Genomic DNA, 18,778 nt, shown 5'->3' on the forward strand with positions numbered 1-18,778 from the left:
TCTGATCTTGGACCGAATTGAACCAATTCTTGAATTTGTTCATGACTTTCGACTTTCGTCTGTCTACTCGTCACGCTTACATGATTGTGTTTTCTTAAAGAACTTCTGCGCTTCAACTTCCGTATCCGCTATATTCCGATGGGCATTGCACCCCTCTTTATCTTTTTTGTTTCCCCTCCGTTTCCGTTGGGACTGCAAAGGTAGAAATTTTTTCCGAACTTCCAAAAAACTTTTGAAGTTTTTTTTCTTTTTCTTTTTTCCAATTTCCGCGCCTAACTCCCGTCAGACCCTTCTTTTTTTCATCGGCTCCTTCTTTCGAAGCAACCGTCCCTCCCTTGCGGAGTGGTGCAAAGATAGGGAGTTTATTAACAAACTTCCAAGCCTTTTGTTCCTATTTATTTCATTTTACCCCTAACTCGCTGGAAACTTGACGGATTGTTTTTATCGAAAGCTGACCTGAGGGCCTTAGGGGGCAGGCTTACGGGCAGGCAAAGCGGAGAAACGATACGTGAAACGTCGGAATGGCTAACAGGGTACTTGCCTGCTACCCCGTGCAACCAGAAACCTCCGAGCTGGCAAAGCAGGATAAATGCGAAGTCAGCAAAACAGCTCCAGGAGAGAAATCTGGAGCAGAAAGGCGGGGAATGACGCGTCTTTCGCTTATTCTTTTGATTGGGGTACTGACTCCTTAATGGTTTTTAACCAAAAGCACAGCACTGGCTAATAGAAAACATGAGGGATACTAGAATAAGAACCCCGGGATTGGAAAGATCGAAGGTGGGCAGGTATAAAAAGCGTAAGCGCAAACAAACCGCGGAGACTGCAGAAATATAATGTAAAAGCGAAGTAACCAAGGTCAGCATAAATTCATTGTTTAGTTAGGGTTTGTTTAGGTTTAGTTTAGGTATTGGTTAGGTATAGTTTAGGTAAAAGCTAAACTATACCTAATGGATTGCTAACTTAAATCTAGATTATTGCTAAACTAAGATATAATCAATAGCGGACAATTAGTATTATAACCAAATAGCCTTAGCTTTACTTAAAAGAATATAACTGTTAATGCTATGGTTATCGATGATAATCCAAAATGCAAACGCCGGCAACCAAAATTAAAATAGCACTGAAACGATCTACAAATAACCTGGAGTTATCAATACAGATTGCAATTTCACCAATTTAAAATTTAAAAATGGATTAGAAGTCCCCAAAAAAGCTATACAGAAAAAACAATATTAAGCTGAACGGCATCGTTCAATCGAGAAGAAAAGGGAAACAAATTACTTCCCATCGTCTTTAAAGACCCAGAAACGCTGAAGTGTATAATTAAAGCCTAAAGAAACAAGCAACTCAACAAGTAGCTTTGAAAACAAAAAGTTAAAATGGTATACGTCCACCAGAAAGTGAATGCCAGTAGATTTGAGCAGAATACTGCCACAGACAACAATTACAAACTTCCATAACTGACTACCTACAGAATTTTGCGTGCTTCCAAAAGACCAATACCGATTGATCAAGAAGTTTACGACAGCGCCAAGGCTACCGCTGATTGCATTGGAGAAAGGCGCGCTAATGTGTAACAGTTTATAACAGGCAGAATATACACCAAAATCAAACAATCCGCCCAGAAAGGCGGACAATTGTGCTTTTAGAAAAATAACAACCCTTGAAGACATATTTAGCCCGCCTCCTCTTGTTGTTTTTTCAGTTTATCTTCCTTATCCTTCGCATCCCCCAATTTTAACAACAGACGTGTATCATTTGCATTAATAATAAAAAGCAACAAGCAAATCACAAATACACACCAATTAATGGAACCGGGCATCAATACCTCCAATAACATCACCAAGGAAATAATCACACGTATTTCTGTCGGCCCCAAGATTCCGGCATCTATGGTATACTTATCAGTAATTCTATACCGAAGTTGGGATATAATCATCGCCCATCCATATAAGGAGACCAACGTAAAGCCGAGATATTTAAAATCACCTGTCGTATAGAGTACATATCCCAATCCGATAAATACCGTACTGATCCAATCCATTACAATATCGAGTGCAAATCCATACCAACGGCGTGATTTATTCCGATAAAATGCAATACGTCCATCCAATGAATCACCAAACCATTGTACAAAAAAACCAGGAATACCTAAAAGTAAATAACGGATATCAACATATTCTGCTAGTAAAAAACTCCCTAAAACCATCAGGGATCCCAAAAAACCGATCGCCGTAAGGCCATCAGAAGTAATCCAATTCGGAACCCTCGGCACGAGGTATGTAATCAACTTTTGTTCGGGTTCACTCAGGATATTTGTTCTTTTTCGATCTTGAAAAAGCTTTTTATTTATTTTAAACTCACTCATTATCTGTGATTATAACCATTTATTTTCTTTATACCAAGCCAGTGCCTCCATTAAGCCCGCTTTCAAATTATATTTAGGTTGGTATTGTATTTGGCTTTGAGCCAATGAAATATCACAGCCCCAATTTTCTGCTGTAAGTTCATTCAGTCGCTCTGGATATAGTACAGGTATTGTTTTTGAATTTTTATATACACGTTCAAAGATTAAAGCCACTGCTTTGACAATCCCCAAGGAAATATGCATCCGGATCATTTTCTTCTGCGTGAACTCTTTAAAAATTTTGGCCATTTCATATCTATCATAGACCTGACCATCACTCAGATTGTATACTCTTTTCCCTCCTTGATCAAAACGGCAAGCGCTTAAAATCGCTTGAACTAGATCCGTCACATAAATAAAGCTTAGCTTTTGAGGAGATCTTCCGACATAGGCATCCATTCCACCGTTCATTGTCTTGAAAAGAATAAAAATATCTTTCTCTCTGGGACCATATACTGCTGTAGGCCGTAAAATTGTCACCGGTTGCCCCTCAAACTCACTCAATGCGAGTTCCGCCTTGCTTTTGCTTCGACCATAAGCTGTCACTGGGCAGTAGGGATTACATTCATCAATTAAATTGGATGCATAAGGAACAGGTCCTATGGCTGCAAGACTACTTACAAATACAAATCTGCGGATTGGGTTTTCCAATGAAAAACAGGCCGACGCCAAGTTTTTGGTATAACCAACATTGACCTTTTCTAAATCTTCTTCGCGTTTGGCACGCGTCATTGCCGCTGCATGTACGACATAGGTATAGTTTTCCGATTCCAATAAAGCTTTGATGGAAGCTTCATCAGTGAAATCAGGATAAACAAATTTATCCACAACAGAACGAATTTCTGAAACGTCACTCGACTTTCTAACGGCAGCATGAACTTCCATTCCGGCTTCCTTCGCCGCCCTTGTCAAATGATAACCCACAAAACCACTCGCTCCAGTGATTAATATTTTTTCTATCATAATGATTTTTGATACAAACGATACCGTTTGTACAATTCTCCATTCATTTGTTCAATGGCATGGTTCATCATATAATTATGCTCCAACATCCACGAACATTCAGCCCCTTTTATATTAGAATCTTTTGATTCTCTAATAATTCGGCCGTACAAACAAGCTTCAATACCAAGCTTGCGATAATCTTCCAATACACCCAACATCAATACCCGTAGCAAATTGATTTTTTTCTTTCCGAACAACAACTTAAAAATACCCGTAGGAAGTAAACGGCCTTTCTTCACTTTGATAAGAATTTGATTGATATCGGGGATACCTAAGCCAAAACCAACGAGCTCCCCGTCTTTTTCGGCCACAATGGCAAAACGTGGATCGAGGATCATCTTCAGATCTTTAGCTGTATAGTTAAATTCATCTTCCGTCATCGGAACGAATCCTGAATTTTTATCCCAAGCTCTATTATAGATATCACGAACCTTGGCAGCTTCGTTTTTAAAATCCTTTACATTAAATTGGCGCAATGTAATTCCTGACCTTTTTAAACGTTCCTCCAACTTATCCAAAAGCTTTACAGAGCGCTTATCGGCAGTTTGCTCCATGACCAGATACGCCCTAAGATCTACCTTATGTCCATAACCGGCATTGGTAATCAAATCCATGTAATAGGGTGAATTGTAGGGCATCATCGCCACTGGTGGTCTATCAAAGCCCTCAACCAAAAGCCCTACCGTATCATTGGTTGACAAATTGATAGGGCCGACGATGGTATCTCCACCTTTAGCTTTCACCCATTTTTCAGCAGTTTCAAACAAAGCATTAGCCACCTCCTGATCATCGATGCAATCAAAAAAACCCCATTGCCCTTCATTGACATGATTAAAGGCGTTATGGTTGTTGTTCCAAATCGCGCAGATTCGGCCAACGATCTCATCATTACGAAAAGCTAGAAAGGGTTGTGCTTGGGAATGTTTGTAAAAGGGATGCTTGTCAGGGGAAAGCAAATCGTTTTGTTCAAGAAATAAGGCCGGTACATAATTAGGATTTCCCGCATAGAGGCTATGAGGGAAATCTATAAACAGCCGTTTTTGTTTCTTTGTTTCAACGGGTACAATCTGAATCATATACGATTAGATTTTATATTAATGTTTCAACTTCAGCTTGTTTGAATACTTTAACCATCTTCTCAATAGCTTCATCGATTTGGTCATAAGTATGTGTCGCCATCAATGAAAAACGAATCAAAGACTCCTCCGCAGGAACCGCCGGAGAAACAACCGGGTTAACAAATACACCATCATCTTGGAGCATTTTAGTCACCCAGAAGGTTTTTTCATTGCTACGAATAAATATTGGCAAAATAGGGCTTTCCGTAGCGCCTAGATCAAAACCATGATCTAATAATTGCGCTTTGGCGTAATCCGTATTTTTCCATAATTTTTCAATGTGTTCAGGTTCATTTTGAATAATCTCCAACGCTTTCAATGTAGAAGCAACAGAAGCTGGCGTCATTGACGCACTAAACATCACTGAACGTGCATTGTGTTTCAAGAAATCAATCACATCAGCATCGCCCGCTACGAATCCACCTAAAGAAGCTAATGATTTACTAAACGTACCCATGATCAAATCTACATCGTCATTAAGCCCAAAATGAGACGCTGTACCAGCGCCTTTGTGTCCAATAACACCCAAGCTATGTGCATCGTCCACCATAACGGCAGCATCAAACTCATTGGCTATCGTAGTAAGTTCCGGTAAGTTAACAATATCACCTTCCATACTAAAGATACCGTCCGTACAAATTAGTTTTGCACTTTCTTCAGGCAATCTCGATAATTTAGCGCGCAGATCGTCCATATTGTTGTGACCGTATTTGATCACTTTCGCAAATGATAAACGGCTTCCATCAATAATAGATGCGTGATCACGTTCATCCAGCAAAATATAATCGTTACGTCCCATCAGACAAGACAAAGGACCAAGATTGGATTGGAATCCTGTGCTAAACAGAATCGCGGCCTCTTTACCTACATAAGCAGATAGTTTTTCTTCCAGTTCTACGTGAATATCCAAGGTACCGTTTAAGAAACGCGATCCAGCACATCCAGTACCATACTTCTCCAAAGCATCTTGCGCTGCTTTTATAATACGTATATCAGTCGTTAACCCTAAATAAGAGTTAGAGCCGAACATCAATACACGTCTACCATCGATTTTTACCTCGGTATCTTGTTTTGATTGAATAGGCCTAAAATAGGCATATAAGCCTTTAGCTTTTAACTCCTCTACAATCTTAAATTGCGATATTTTTTCGCCTAACTTTCCTTTACTCATGCGATAAAAAGGTATTTCTAAAACTATTTCTAACTTTTAGATGTTATTGTAACAAACAAAATTCTCGAATTGGACTTTTATATAAAAAACTCTGTCTTCGAATAAAAATCTGCTCTATCCACAATGTAAGTTGAAATTCTACGTTGTCTATATTCACAATAATTCCAAAAAACGTTGCAAACATACGAAAACATAATCTGACTTTCACTTAAATTTAGTCATATTTTTAACACACCGCCCAAAACAGTTAATTTTATTTTAATACTCCCCTAACATCTTCCCCACACAATTCTACTATAAAATAAGACAATTTTAATAATTATATTTGCGAACTTTAAATTATCCTATAATTAGTTACATTTAGGTTCATTGCACTAGCAATGGTATAGACTTACTAATATACAACAATATATGGCTTTATCTTCAGATATCAATATAAAAAATAAAAAAGCTTCTTTTGAGTATCATCTACTGGACAGATACGTTGCTGGAATTCGACTTTTAGGCACAGAAATAAAATCAATACGGGAGGGAAAAGCAAATATTAACGATAGTTTCTGCAGTTTCTTCGAAGATGGGCTTTACATTCGTAACATGCATATTGCCGAATATTCCATGGGTTCATTTTACAACCATGAAGCAAAACGCGACCGCCAGCTTCTGCTGACAAAAAAAGAACTTAAGAAACTAAAAGAAAAAGGAGAAGAACGGGGTTTTACAATTGTTCCATTGCGCATATTTATCAGCTCACGTGGTTTTGCAAAAGTTGAAATTGCCCTTGCACAAGGTAAAAAAGACTTCGATAAACGGGAAAATATAAAGGAAAGAGATGTCAAACGTGAGCTTGATCGCGTTATGAAATTCTAACTTTGCCATTGCGCCAGGACAAATGCCCCTGGCGTGATGCCTACCCTATTTTTAAACAGCCGGACAAAATAATTGACATCATTGAATCCTGCCCCAAAACAGGACTCCTTAACATTACGGGTCAAGAGTAACAAATGCTTAGCTTTATGAATACGCTGCTGAATCACATATTCCATTGGGCTAAGCCCAAGTTCCCGATTGAACATCCTGGTCAAACTGGCCTTGCTCATGTGCGCGGCCTTCTCCAATAGTTCTATCGATATCTTCTCGGTAATATTCCTACGGATAAACTCCTGTAAATGAACAAGTACCTTATTAGGCGATTTCCCCACCTTCAACGCCATAAGAGACTGCGACTGCAGCAATCGAATCGTAAGCTCCTTAAACGTAAGATCTGCCAAAACATCTTTAAGCGGATTTTCGCTTATAATAATCTGAAATAATTTATTAACCAATTCGGCCAGTTCGTTGGAATTATAAAGATGAAAAAGTTCCGGATCAATATGCCAGCGGTCCAACTGTTCCTTTGGATAAAATTCATTTAAATAATCCAATACTGCTTCTATTTTCTCTTTCCGGATAGTGAGCGCCGAACACTGTGTAGGCTGCTCCAGTGTAGCTTCCGGAAAATCAATATGCATACCGACCATGGCTGGCAATACGATCATCTGTCCGGGTAGATAGTCAAAAGCTTTCATATGATCCAGGTGCATAATTTTCTTCCCTTGAATCATATTGATCATGACCAGGTCATCAAACCGCAGGGGTACATATTCAGACACACGATATGTCTCATATATATTCAGTTCCAGGCTATCCAATGTAAATGCGCGGCGGTTTTCCACCAGCGTACTGAGTTCTCTTCCCTGAGAAAATGGCAATGTATGAATCAGTGTCCTATCCTTCATATCGCATCAACTAAATATAATTGGTAATCAATCAAATATAACAAAAAAAATCAAGCATTTGTTTCGGGGTATCTTGGAATAATATGCTATGCTTTACTGCAACGATGCTGCTATGCTTTGCTTCAATAATGCTACGGTATTGAATAATTGCTGGCTAACTTTGATAAGAAGGGATTAAAAATAAGTAATAATAAATCATATGAGCGCAATTCAAAGACCATCGTTCAAAGAACGATACGACAATTACATTGGCGGCAAATTTGTTGCCCCGATCCAGGGAAAATATTTTGACAACATCTCACCGGTGGATGGTAAAGTATATACCCAGGTCGCGCATTCAACGAAAGAAGATCTCGATCTGGCAGTTGACACGGCATCCAAAGCCTTTGAGACCTGGGGAAAAACATCGGCAACCGAACGCAGCATTATTCTCAACAAAATTGCAGACCGCATCGAGGCTAATCTGGAATATATTGCCGCAGTAGAAACCATAGATAACGGAAAAGCGGTACGTGAAACGCTAAATGCAGATATCCCGCTTGCCATTGATCATTTTAGATACTTTGCGGGAGTAATCCGCGCCGAAGAGGGATCAATAACCGAATTAGACAGCAATACCGTTTCCTTGATTGTGCACGAACCGATAGGCGTTATTGCACAGATCATTCCATGGAATTTCCCAATTTTAATGGCGGTATGGAAACTTGCCCCAGCTCTTGCTGCCGGAAATACCGTTGTTTTAAAACCGGCAGAAAGTACACCGGCATCAATTCTGGTCCTCATGGAAATTATTGGCGACCTGATACCTGCCGGTGTGGTAAATATTGTCAATGGTTTTGGTTCCGAACTGGGCAGGGCCTTGGTAACAAATCCAAAAGTTGCGAAGGCAGCCTTTACAGGTTCCACCGCAACGGGCCGGTTGGTCATGCAATACGCTACAGAAAATATTATCCCCGTAACACTGGAATTGGGTGGAAAATCCCCAAACATATTCTTCAGCTCAGTCATGGATGCTGACGATGCATTCTTGGACAAAGCGATCGAAGGTGCTGTTTTATTTGCCCTTAATCAGGGAGAAATATGCACATGCCCCTCGCGCTTATTGATCCAGGAGGATATCTACGATAAGTTTATTGCACGTGTCATTGATCGGGTCAATCAGATCAAAGTTGGTGATCCATTGGATCCGACAACAATGATGGGCGCCCAAGCTTCCAAAATTCAAAAAGACAAAATCATGTCTTATATCACACTGGGTAAACAAGAAGGAGCCGAAGTGCTAACCGGCGGAGACGAAAATAATGTCGGTGCAGGTTTTGAAGAAGGTTACTACATCAAACCAACGCTATTCAAGGGAAATAATAAGATGCGTATTTTCCAGGAGGAAATTTTTGGTCCGGTCCTGGCTGTTACAACGTTCAAAGATGAGCAAGAGGCTATTGCCCTTGCCAACGACACCATGTATGGTCTCGGCGCCGGTGTATGGACCAGAGATGCACATCAGCTTTATCAAGTTCCACGCGCCATCCAGGCAGGCCGTGTTTGGGTTAATCAATATCACTCTTATCCAGCTGGCGCTCCATTCGGAGGATACAAACAATCCGGAATTGGTAGAGAAAATCACAAGATGATGCTTGCCCATTATCGGCAGGCAAAAAATATGTTAATTTCATACAGCAAGGAAAAACTAGGGTTCTTTTAACAATGGCCAACAGAATAGATAGTACGGACAAAGCCAAGGAGCTCATTCATACACTTGAAGCACAACACGGTCCATTGATGTTTTATCAGGCAGGTGGCTGCTGTGAAGGTACTCAACCTCAATGTTTCGAAAAAGGGGGGTATTTTCCGCGGATGAATGATGCCATGATCGGATTGGTTGAGGGATATGAGTTTTGGGTAGACCGGGATTTGTTTGAGTACTGGAAACATGCCCACTTCACCCTTGATGTGCTGGAAGGTTTCGGTCCCGGTGGTTTTTCGTTGGAAACACCGCTAGGAAAAACCTTTAAAGTACATTATCGGCTTTTTACCGAAGAAGAATTAAAAGAACTTAATCCGGTCAAACGTAGTGAATAAACACAAAAACGGGTGGATTACTCCACCCGTTTTTAAATCTTTGCCATCGCAACCAAAAGTATCCCAGTTAAATTAGGAAGATCATTCTATATCTAGCCCCTCTAAGACAGGAATTGGCTGCTTATTTTCATCCAAAGCAACAAAGGTAAAAACACCTTCTATGGCCAGTTCGCGTCCTTCTTTATACATATGTTCCAAAAATATTTCAACTTTCACCTTGAGACTGGTACGTCCGACGTTTTGGACACGTGCGATCGCTTCAATAATACTTCCCGAAGGAATTGCCTTATTGAAATCAATACGGTCAGTGGATACAGTTACTAAAGTTTTGCGGCAGAATCTCGTAGCCGCCATGAAAGACACTTCATCCATAATGGACATTGCCTTTCCGCCGAATAAGGTATCGTGATGATTTGTCAGAAAAGGAAATACTGTTGTACATACATGCGTTTCCGATAAATCAATACGTTCTTGTAAAGTCATTTATTGTGTTAATTTTGTGGATTTAAGAGGACACAAATGTAAGGCTATCCCAAAACAATTGAGTCATTTTTATCCAATATTTTCTTCGATATCCACCCCTATACCCTTTAGTAACAACGAGGCATTGAAGATCTTACACTCTCCGGTCTTCAATTTATAGTCAAACAGCATCTGCCCCTCGTCCACCTGAATGTCAAAATGATAATTTTTGATTTCTCCCGGAAACTCCTGTTCCAAGCTGGACAACTGCAAATCATGCGTAGCCACCATTCCTTTCCCCTCCAAGCGGACTAATTTTTTGATAATCGCACGGGATCCCAAATACTTGTCCACCGAATTTGTACCACGTAGCATTTCATCAATCAGGAAGAAACTATCCGTATAGGAAGCGACTGTATCTAATATAAATTTCATTCGATTGAGCTCTGCCTTGAAGGTAGAGGTACTTTCATTCAGGTTATCGCGGATACGCATATAAGATATAAGCTTATAAATCGGCAGCCGAAATGTTGTAGCGGCAACGCTGGCTCCGGCATAGGCCAGAACGGCATTTATTCCAATTGTCCGCAAGAACGTACTTTTCCCCGCCATATTGGATCCGGTGACCAATGCAACCCGATGATCCATACTTGTATAATCATTGGCAACAACCTGTTCGCTCGGAATCAGCGGATGGAAAACGCCATGTGCTTCAATCTTATCTTCGTTAGGACGGTTTAAAATGACCGGGTAAATATAAGTTGGGTGGTTTCTTTTCCAGATGGCCAGACTATTCACGGCCTCTACTTTTGCCAGGGTATCAAATGAATTCAAAATTTCCTGTTCATACTTATTTTTCCAATCTATAATCGCCAATACCTGTCTAAAATCCCAAAGCAAAAAAAGATTCAGAAACAGACCAACGAATACATTATTTCGCGCATCCAGATTATTGATCAGTTTGGCGAGTTTTTTAAACGCTCTTGAAATAGGTTCAGCATGATTGCCTTGCTTTAATTCATTCGCCATTTCCTGTAGCGATGCAGACTTCCATGAATGGCTTTCAATAGCCTGTATGGCATCGGCATAGGATTCCAGCATTCCGCCTATCTTATCTATTCTTGAGGAGAATAAACTTATGTTACCTGCTTTGGCAAAAGCCCAAAGCACATGAAACAGGCCCAATATAGTGGCGACAGCCGCAAATTTGGGGATAAAAAAACTACCAATGAGCGCCACCGCAAATAAAGCCGGACCAACCTTGACATACATGCGCATGAAGGCGTTTCCAAAGTTAAAATTTCGATCTTGAAAATAATTGGACAAAAAAGCTTTAATATCCAGCTTATGATTTAGGTTTGCCAGCAGTTTTGCCTGAAAATCCCATATCCATTCCGATTCATTTTCCAATTCTTTCGAGGCTTCCTGATTGCGCCAGATCTGCTCCTTATCCAAAGGAGCACTAAACCAAGATGCCAGAAGGTCAATACCCTGCTTCGTTGTCGAGCGGTTCAATTGGGCAAATAAAGAATGGGATCCAAATACATCCATATCCGAACCGTAAGGATGGTTGCCATCTTCAAATTGCTCTCCATGGGCATACATGTTTGCTTTCCCTTCAGCTACGGTCTGTTCGTTGGAAAGTACCTTTAAATAGGCTTCAAAATAATTTTTCTGAAGTTCCAGTTGACTTTGCCGGCGCACCAAATACGCAAAAAGGAATAACAAGGCAAAGAAACAAAAGAACACCAGAGGTAGACTTTCCAACTGAAAAGTATAAAACAACAGCGCTCCACCGCCAAGAATAACGAATAGCCGTATGAAGCTCAAGGTATTCACCTGCTTATTTAATTTTAAGAGCGTTGACGCAATTTCTTGATGCTTTTGCGCATATAATGTAGCGATTGAATTCATCCCTAAATAATTTTTTATTCCATCAATCATTCAACTACCAGGCCTGGTCCCCCACCAAAGGCACAAAACGAAAGGTATCTAATTCTATTCGATCAAAATCATTTTCCCCCACACGAATTATTGTTACCATCTTCTGAGACTTCTCGTCCCCCACCGGAATAACGAAAATCCCCCCTATTTTCAGCTGTTTCAGCATGATTTCTGGTACAAATGGGGCTCCTGCAGTTACAATGATTTTATCGTAAGGGGCATGCTCTACAATACCTTTGGAACCATCACCTAAAAAGAAATTTGCCTTATAGCCCATATAGGGCAGCACCTGAATTGTCCGTTGATAAAGATTTTCCTGACGTTCTATGGTATACACCTCAGCGCCAAGTTCAAGCAGAATACAGGTTTGATAGCCTGATCCAGTTCCTATTTCCAGCACCTTATCTCCCCTTTTCACGTGGAGCAATTCTGATTGATAAGCGACAGTATAGGGTTGTGAGATCGTCTGTCCGTCACCGATAGGAAAAGCAATATCCCGATAAGCCTGATTCCAAAAGGTTTCATCAAAAAAGAAATGGCGCGGTACCTTTCCAATGGCTTCCAATACTTTTTGATCTTCAATACCTCTTCCTTTTAGATGCTCGACCAATTTCTTGCGTGCACCTCTTTCCCGATAATTATCAATAAACTTATACGCCATGATGTTTCAAATTTACTTTTAAAAAGGGATATTTAGCCGAACTATTCGCAAATCATTTAGCGTCAAGCCAATACATGGTACTGAATACCGCACGTAGAACAAAGCTGCGCTACTTCAAAAAGACCTAATCCAAACAGCAACAGCAAGTTAAAAACAATTAAATTGCACTAGTTTCAGAATATTGATGACATAAGTCTGCCGGATAAGCGTACAAGAGCTACGGTCTTAATAGGGATCGACATCGACCTGGACACGAACACCAGTATTGGTCTTATCAAGCTCAAAATCCAATAAAACGGATCGGATCAACTCCTTTACCTTGGCAATACTGATATTTGTCCGTTCAATCTTGAGGGTAACGGTCTGAATAAAATTATTCCGCACGCGGGAGACCAGTGGCGGTTCGGGGCCCAAGACCCTTGCGCCCAGTTGCTGACGCAGTGCCGAAGCAAAACGATTAGCAGAATCATAACATTTTTGAAAATCAATATGCTTAATATCAATACGGATAAGCCGATAAAATGGAGGATAAAGATAATTCTTCCGCTCTGTGATTTCTGTCATAAACATCCCCTCATAATCATTGTTAACGACCTGCTCCAAGACCCTATGATTGGTGGTATAACTTTGGATAATTACTCGTCCTCCGGCTTCCCGGCGGCCAGCTCGGCCAGCAACCTGGGAAAAGAGGGAAAACGAACGCTCATAAGCCCGAAAATCAGGAAAATTAATAATTGTATCCGCATTCACCACTCCGATTAAGCTGACACGTCCGAAATCCAGCCCTTTGGCTACCATCTGCGTACCGATCAGCACATCAAACTCATGCTCATCAAAGGCCGTAATGATCTTGTCAAATCCATACTTTCCTTTGGTGGAATCCAGATCTAACCGGCCAATACGAATCTCCGGCATCAGCAATTCCAGTTCCTCTTCCACCCGTTCCGTTCCAAACCCCTTGCTTTCGATGTGTGGCATCCCACAAGCCGGGCAGACCCGCAGGGGCGGTTCAACATGTCCACAGTAATGGCAATGCATCATATTGGAACTTTTGTGATAAGTTAAACTAACATCGCAATTCACACATTTGGCTACAAAACCGCAGGTATTGCACTGGATCATGGTGGTATGTCCACGCCTATTCTGAAACAGAATAACTTGTTCCTTATTTTTAACAGCCTCTTCAATAGCCTTTAACAACGTCCCTGAGAAATAGGAGAACATATTTTCTTTTCGCCCTTCCTCAGGAATATTGACCAGTTCGACACTGGGCAATTGTGCATTACCATAACGTTCCAACAACTGTACAAATCCGTACTTCTTTGCCTTGGCGTTATAATAGCTTTCCAACGATGGTGTTGCAGACCCCAACAGCACCTTAGTTTGATGCAAAAACCCTAAATAAATTGCCGTATCCCGAGCATGGTAGCGTGGTGCCGGATCAAATTGCTTGTATGAGCTTTCATGTTCTTCATCGACAATAATAATTCCCAGATCCTGAAATGGAAGAAATACAGAAGAACGGGCGCCAATAACGACCTGAAATTCGTCCTTCATTACTTTGTGCCATACTTCGGCCCGTTCGTTGTCATTGAATTTAGAGTGATAAACTCCGAGCTTATCACCAAAATGCAATTTTAGACGCGCTGTAATCTGTGCCGTCAATGCAATCTCCGGCAAAAGATACAATGCCGATTTCCCCGCCGCTATGGCCTGTTCGATCAGCCTTATGTAAATCTGCGTTTTACCCGATGCTGTAACACCGTGTAAGAGTGTCACCTCTTTCTCTTCAAAAGATGCGCTAATTTCATCGTAGGCTCTTTGTTGGTTTTCATTGAATTGAAAATTGGCATCCAGTTCGATATCTTCTCCCTGAAACCTCGACACGACCTTTTCCTTTATTTCAAATACACCTTTGTCGATCAAAGCTGTGATCGCTGCATTACCGCAGCCTGAGGCCTCTGCCAGCATAGGCCGCGTAATCTCCTCCGTTTTCTTGACGAGCTGCATAAATGCCAGGACCGCATCCTGCTGTTTGGGCGCACGGTTGAGACTATCCAAAAGTTCACGCTTCGCATTCTCATTTCTAAAGTCCGGAGCAAAACGCAAAAATGCTTTTGTTTTAGGTTTATACCTTTCTGTAATTTCCTCTGAAATAAGGACGATACCTTTGTCAAACAATTGTTTTAATATCGGAAATACGGTTTTCTGTCCCAGTAACTTTACGATATCATTGACCTTAAGTTCTCCCGCCACCTCCAGCGCTTCAATAATGAGGTATTCTTTATCAGATAGCGTTGATCGGTCAAATTCCGCTGTTATCGACGACGCTACTTTTGTTTCACTTGCCAATTTTAATGCCGCTGGAAGAGCCGCTTGCATGACTTCACCCAAACTACACATATAGTAATCTGCCAACCAATCCCACAATTTAAATTGAGCCAGATTGACGATAGGCTTGTCATCAATGATATCTAAAATATACTTTGCTTCGTATTTTAGTGGTGCTTCTTTGCTGACAGATTTCACCACAGCCGAATAAATTTTATTTCGTCCAAATTGCACGATGACCCGAATCCCAACCTGTACCCGATCATTCCAGTCAGCCGGAATACGGTAGGTGTATGTTCTTGCTAGAGCCAACGGTAGAACCACATCAATGAACAAGGTATCTCTTTCACTAAAAATCGAAGATTGCGGATTGGACATAATTTCTTATTATGGGATAAAAATACAAAAAAAGCCGCAGAAAGAACAGCGAAGTCCTCCTTCAAAAAGAAAGCCTTCCCGGACTTAGTCTTTGGGAAGGCTCCATATTTTTAAGGCTCCTGAGCTTTATTTAATGCAAACAGCAGGGTTATGATTTGTTCTTTAGCGCGGCCACAAATAAGGCAATCCACCCGATGATCAATGATAGCCCCCCCAAAGGAGTGATAGGTCCCAAGATGGCGGGATTCCCAAAACCGGTTATCTCCCTGACACTAAGAACATATAGCGACCCCGAAAAAAAGATAATACCAACAATAAAGGCGATAAAAGACACTTTAATTGAATAGGTTTTTGCACGCGAAAAAGTAGATAAGAATAGCAATGCAAAGGTATGATAGAAATGATACTGATTTGCAGTTTTCCAAGTTTCGATATGATATGCACTTACCTTTCCTTCTAGACCGTGGGCACCAAAGGCCCCTAATATTACAGCTAATGCTCCTAATAACGAAGCGGCTAAAATGATTCTCTTATTCATTATAATAAAGTGAATGCTGAAAACGTGTTTCTCCGATAAATGTATTAAAAACCGAACAAAATAAGGAATATTTTGTTAAATTTATATTACAAAGCCCCATTATCGGGATGATTTTCTAGCGCTTCCCGCATATTTTTGTTAGGTTTGTTTTACTGATGAAACCATCATAAGTTTATCCAGGTTGATAGCTTCATTACTATAAAAAACAAATTGACTGAAACGTGTTCATCTATACCATTGAAGATGGGCACTCATAAATATATATTCTGATGAAAAAAACAATAGTCATCACTATTTTATTATTCATAGCCGTCATTGCGGCAACGATCTATCTTTTCGGAGATTTTAATAAAAACAACAAACAGGATTCAAAGGCCTTACAATATTTACCAGAAAACACCCTGGCCATTGCATCTTTCGCCAACGACGAGACTGTAGACACAATATTTAATGAGTACGAATTATTTAAGGCCATCCTGGGACAAGGAAATTTTGATGATCTCGAACGATTAAAAGGAGAATTGCTGCGCAGTGAACAACTCAGCCCCTTCGTTACTGGTCAACAGATCTTGTTATCATTTCATCGGGAAAAAGATCAGATAACACCACTTTATAGTGTTCAGGTCGGCCAAAGTCTGGACAATAATTCACTGGGCACACTTATCGGACAAATCGGCAACAATTACAAGGTGCAACCATTTGACACCCTGGGTCAACGATTCTTCGGCCTCAATAAGGGAATAAAAGACAGCACACTCTATTGTGCCTATTCACATGAAATTGTTTTTGCCAGTTATTCAAAACAGGTTCTCGCACAAATTTTCGACAAGAATGTCCGAAAAATAAATACAAAACAGATTGAGTTCTTTGTCAATCACAACAATAAAAATACTCCCCTCAGTCTGTATTTTTTCAATGAACAGCTCGCGCAGGTTGCCCGGATATTGACGAAATCAAAATTTGGCAATTACCTCAATTTAATCGATTCACTGAAGGGACAAACCTCCTGGAACATGAATTTTAAACAGGATGCGCTTATCTTTAAGGGGGAAACAGATCTTACAGGAAGTAAAAACAGCTATCTGCAATTATTTGCCAATCAAACACCCCAAGTTCAGGCCTTAGGAAATTATTTACCAAAAAATGCGGCTTCTTATATTGATTTCAGTATTTCAGATGCAGCCAGCTTTCATTCTGGATTAAAAGAACTGTTAATCCAGCAAAAAGAATATGACCGTATAAGCAAGAACGTTAAAAATTTCGAAGATGACACTAAAATTTCCTTTGATAGCGTCATTACACCGCTCTTCAATGATGAATTTGCACTGGCTGAATTGGATAATCAAGATGTACTTGGATTAATCAGCTTATCAGATTCCAGCTTATTTGCAAATAACTTCAAGAAATTCAGTTCTTCAGTAGGTGACTCAATCTATCAATTTAAATATTCTCACCTCTTATATGCCTCTTTTGGTGAACCGTTCAAGGGTTTCACAAGGCCCTATTTTACCATCGTTGACAATATCATGGTTGTCGCAAGTAGAACAGGAATTCTACGGGATTATCGCGAATCATTCCGTGAGAGGCAATTTTTATCGGGCACTGCTATTTTCAAGAATCACGCAGCTTTACAAAACAGCCGCAGCAATGTCACCTTTTATTTGGAACCGAAAGCTGCTAAAAGCACTATTTTGGATAACCTAAAATCCGATTATGCAAAGAATTTTAAAGACGAGGAGCAATTTGGTTTTCAAAACTTTTATTCCTGGTCATACCAGTTAAGCGGCAATCAAGGCACATTCGCATCCAGCTTATATGGACTTTATAAAAGTGATACACGTCTGGGTGGCAAACCGGAATGGACCGTTCAGCTTGAAAACCGTATTATCAATAAGCCGTGGATTCTGGATCAGGATGGTAAAAACAAATTCATCATGATCCAAGAGCAGGATCATACCGTACATGCGTTTTCACCAGATGGAAAGGAACTTTGGCAAAACCTTTTTCAGGGCGAGATTTTGGGTGAACCGATTCAATTACAAGATCTCAGTATTGTCATTGTCACCAAAAATCGGCTGTACCGGATTACGCCCGACGGGAAAAATGTGAACGGCTTTTCGGTCGAACTACCTTCTACCGCAAGCTATGGCGCTACAATGACCAACTTCAATAAAGAACAACGAATCTACATCCCAGCCACGGATCGCATTTTGGCTTATACTTTAGATGGCAAGAAAGTGGAGGGAATGGAGAATAATAGTGTAGACAGCCGTATTCTATTTGACCTCAAAACAACAGCTTTGGGCCAGACGAATTACATTATAGCAGGTACCAGTACAGCTTCTGTTTATTTTTTCAATGAAAATGGCAAAATTATCCGAAAACAAACTTTGGACACCGAAGGCGAAAGTGTTAAGAACCCGATCGGTCTAGTCGCTGCTTCAGATGAAAAAAATTCGTTTGTCTATGTTGCCGATAATAAAGGCAGTGTTTTCAAAGTTCCTTTTGAAGGTGAAACGAAGAAAATAAAACTGGGAAGTTGGGGCAAGGATGCTTTCTTTAACTTCGAAGATATCAGTGGCGGTGCCGATCGAGATTTTATCATTTTAGCCAACAATAAATTGAAGGCCTATAGCGCAAGGGACTCCTCCTCCTATTTTGAATATAAATTCATTGAAGATGCGAGCAACAGGCCACTATTTTTTAAACGTATCGGTAAATCCGATGTATTGGGAGTAGGCACTGACAATCGCATGATTTATGTCTTTGGATCGGATGGTTTGATACAAGAAGGATTCCCAATGGAAGGCTTTTCAAAGTTCTATTATGGACCGATTAACTATGGCGACAATGCGAATTATTTGATTTGCATGAAAAAGGATTTTAAGGTTTATGTTTACAAGTTTTAA

The 18,778-nt window shown here is 40.4% G+C and carries 16 protein-coding genes; 5 read left to right on the forward strand and 11 right to left on the reverse strand.

Translation table 11 applies throughout. The features are described 5' to 3' along the window. Positions 1-521: 521 nt before the first annotated feature. On the forward strand, positions 522-692 hold the full coding sequence (locus G6053_RS26530; protein WP_165309105.1) for a hypothetical protein: 171 nt from the start codon (positions 522-524) through the stop codon (positions 690-692). 585 nt (positions 693-1,277) lie between these two features. On the opposite strand, the gene G6053_RS26535 is transcribed toward G6053_RS26530, so the two are convergent. Genes G6053_RS26535 through G6053_RS26555 form a run of 5 tightly spaced genes read right to left on the reverse strand, consistent with a single transcriptional unit; the run spans position 1,278 to position 5,701 of the window. Further along, positions 1,278-1,673 carry a GtrA family protein gene (locus G6053_RS26535; RefSeq protein ID WP_108635093.1) on the reverse strand — a complete coding sequence of 132 codons (396 nt, stop codon included), beginning with the start codon at positions 1,671-1,673 and terminating at the stop codon, positions 1,278-1,280. Positions 1,674-1,675: 2 nt separating this feature from the next. Then, positions 1,676-2,368, reverse strand: coding sequence for a CDP-alcohol phosphatidyltransferase family protein (locus G6053_RS26540; protein WP_108635092.1), 693 nt, complete (start codon positions 2,366-2,368; stop codon positions 1,676-1,678). 9 nt (positions 2,369-2,377) lie between these two features. Then, a complete protein-coding gene (locus G6053_RS26545; protein WP_165309106.1) occupies positions 2,378-3,370 on the reverse strand; it encodes an NAD-dependent epimerase/dehydratase family protein in 993 nt (330 codons plus the stop codon). Further along, a complete protein-coding gene (locus G6053_RS26550) occupies positions 3,367-4,488 on the reverse strand; it encodes a hypothetical protein (protein ID WP_165309107.1) in 1,122 nt (373 codons plus the stop codon). Before G6053_RS26550 ends, G6053_RS26545 begins: the two co-directional genes overlap by 4 nt. 13 nt (positions 4,489-4,501) lie before the next feature. Beyond that, positions 4,502-5,701 carry a pyridoxal phosphate-dependent aminotransferase family protein gene (locus G6053_RS26555; RefSeq protein ID WP_108635089.1) on the reverse strand — a complete coding sequence of 400 codons (1,200 nt, stop codon included), beginning with the start codon at positions 5,699-5,701 and terminating at the stop codon, positions 4,502-4,504. 411 nt (positions 5,702-6,112) lie between these two features. Here G6053_RS26555 and smpB point away from each other — a divergent pair, with 411 nt between their 5' ends. Next, entirely contained in the window at positions 6,113-6,568 is a 456-nt protein-coding gene (gene smpB, locus G6053_RS26560; protein ID WP_108635088.1) for an SsrA-binding protein SmpB, read from the forward strand. On the opposite strand, the gene G6053_RS26565 is transcribed toward smpB, so the two are convergent. Further along, positions 6,565-7,476, reverse strand: a complete 912-nt coding sequence (locus G6053_RS26565) for an AraC family transcriptional regulator (protein WP_165309108.1) — start codon at positions 7,474-7,476, stop codon at positions 6,565-6,567. The two genes, smpB and G6053_RS26565, sit on opposite strands and share 4 nt — an antisense overlap. Positions 7,477-7,675: 199 nt before the next feature. Here G6053_RS26565 and G6053_RS26570 point away from each other — a divergent pair, with 199 nt between their 5' ends. Both G6053_RS26570 and G6053_RS26575 read left to right on the forward strand, forming a co-directional pair. Then, a complete protein-coding gene (locus G6053_RS26570) occupies positions 7,676-9,178 on the forward strand; it encodes an aldehyde dehydrogenase family protein (RefSeq protein WP_108635086.1) in 1,503 nt (500 codons plus the stop codon). 2 nt (positions 9,179-9,180) lie between these two features. Then, positions 9,181-9,555, forward strand: coding sequence for a DUF779 domain-containing protein (locus G6053_RS26575; RefSeq protein WP_165309109.1), 375 nt, complete (start codon positions 9,181-9,183; stop codon positions 9,553-9,555). A gap of 81 nt (positions 9,556-9,636) precedes the next feature. On the opposite strand, the gene G6053_RS26580 is transcribed toward G6053_RS26575, so the two are convergent. The 5 genes from G6053_RS26580 to G6053_RS26600 all read right to left on the reverse strand — a co-directional run bounded on the left by G6053_RS26580 (position 9,637) and on the right by G6053_RS26600 (position 15,869). Then, a complete protein-coding gene (locus G6053_RS26580) occupies positions 9,637-10,038 on the reverse strand; it encodes an acyl-CoA thioesterase (protein WP_104383990.1) in 402 nt (133 codons plus the stop codon). 69 nt (positions 10,039-10,107) lie between these two features. After that, positions 10,108-11,931 carry a DNA mismatch repair protein MutS gene (locus tag G6053_RS26585; RefSeq protein ID WP_108635145.1) on the reverse strand — a complete coding sequence of 608 codons (1,824 nt, stop codon included), beginning with the start codon at positions 11,929-11,931 and terminating at the stop codon, positions 10,108-10,110. A gap of 34 nt (positions 11,932-11,965) precedes the next feature. Continuing rightward, complete coding sequence (locus tag G6053_RS26590) at positions 11,966-12,622, reverse strand: protein-L-isoaspartate(D-aspartate) O-methyltransferase (RefSeq protein ID WP_108635084.1); 657 nt, start codon at positions 12,620-12,622, stop codon at positions 11,966-11,968. Positions 12,623-12,847: 225 nt separating this feature from the next. Next, the gene (gene priA / locus G6053_RS26595) at positions 12,848-15,331 is read right to left on the reverse strand and encodes a primosomal protein N' (protein WP_165309110.1); all 2,484 of its coding nucleotides are present in this window, start codon (positions 15,329-15,331) and stop codon (positions 12,848-12,850) included. Positions 15,332-15,479: 148 nt separating this feature from the next. After that, the gene (locus G6053_RS26600; protein WP_108635082.1) at positions 15,480-15,869 is read right to left on the reverse strand and encodes a DUF423 domain-containing protein; all 390 of its coding nucleotides are present in this window, start codon (positions 15,867-15,869) and stop codon (positions 15,480-15,482) included. A 269-nt stretch (positions 15,870-16,138) separates the two neighbouring features. On the opposite strand from G6053_RS26600, the gene G6053_RS26605 reads away from it, so the two are divergent. Further along, positions 16,139-18,778 carry a hypothetical protein gene (locus G6053_RS26605; RefSeq protein ID WP_165309111.1) on the forward strand — a complete coding sequence of 880 codons (2,640 nt, stop codon included), beginning with the start codon at positions 16,139-16,141 and terminating at the stop codon, positions 18,776-18,778.

The sequence above is a fragment of the Sphingobacterium sp. DR205 genome (genome assembly GCF_011064245.1).
In the GTDB taxonomy this organism is placed as follows: Bacteria; Bacteroidota; Bacteroidia; order Sphingobacteriales; family Sphingobacteriaceae; genus Sphingobacterium; species Sphingobacterium athyrii.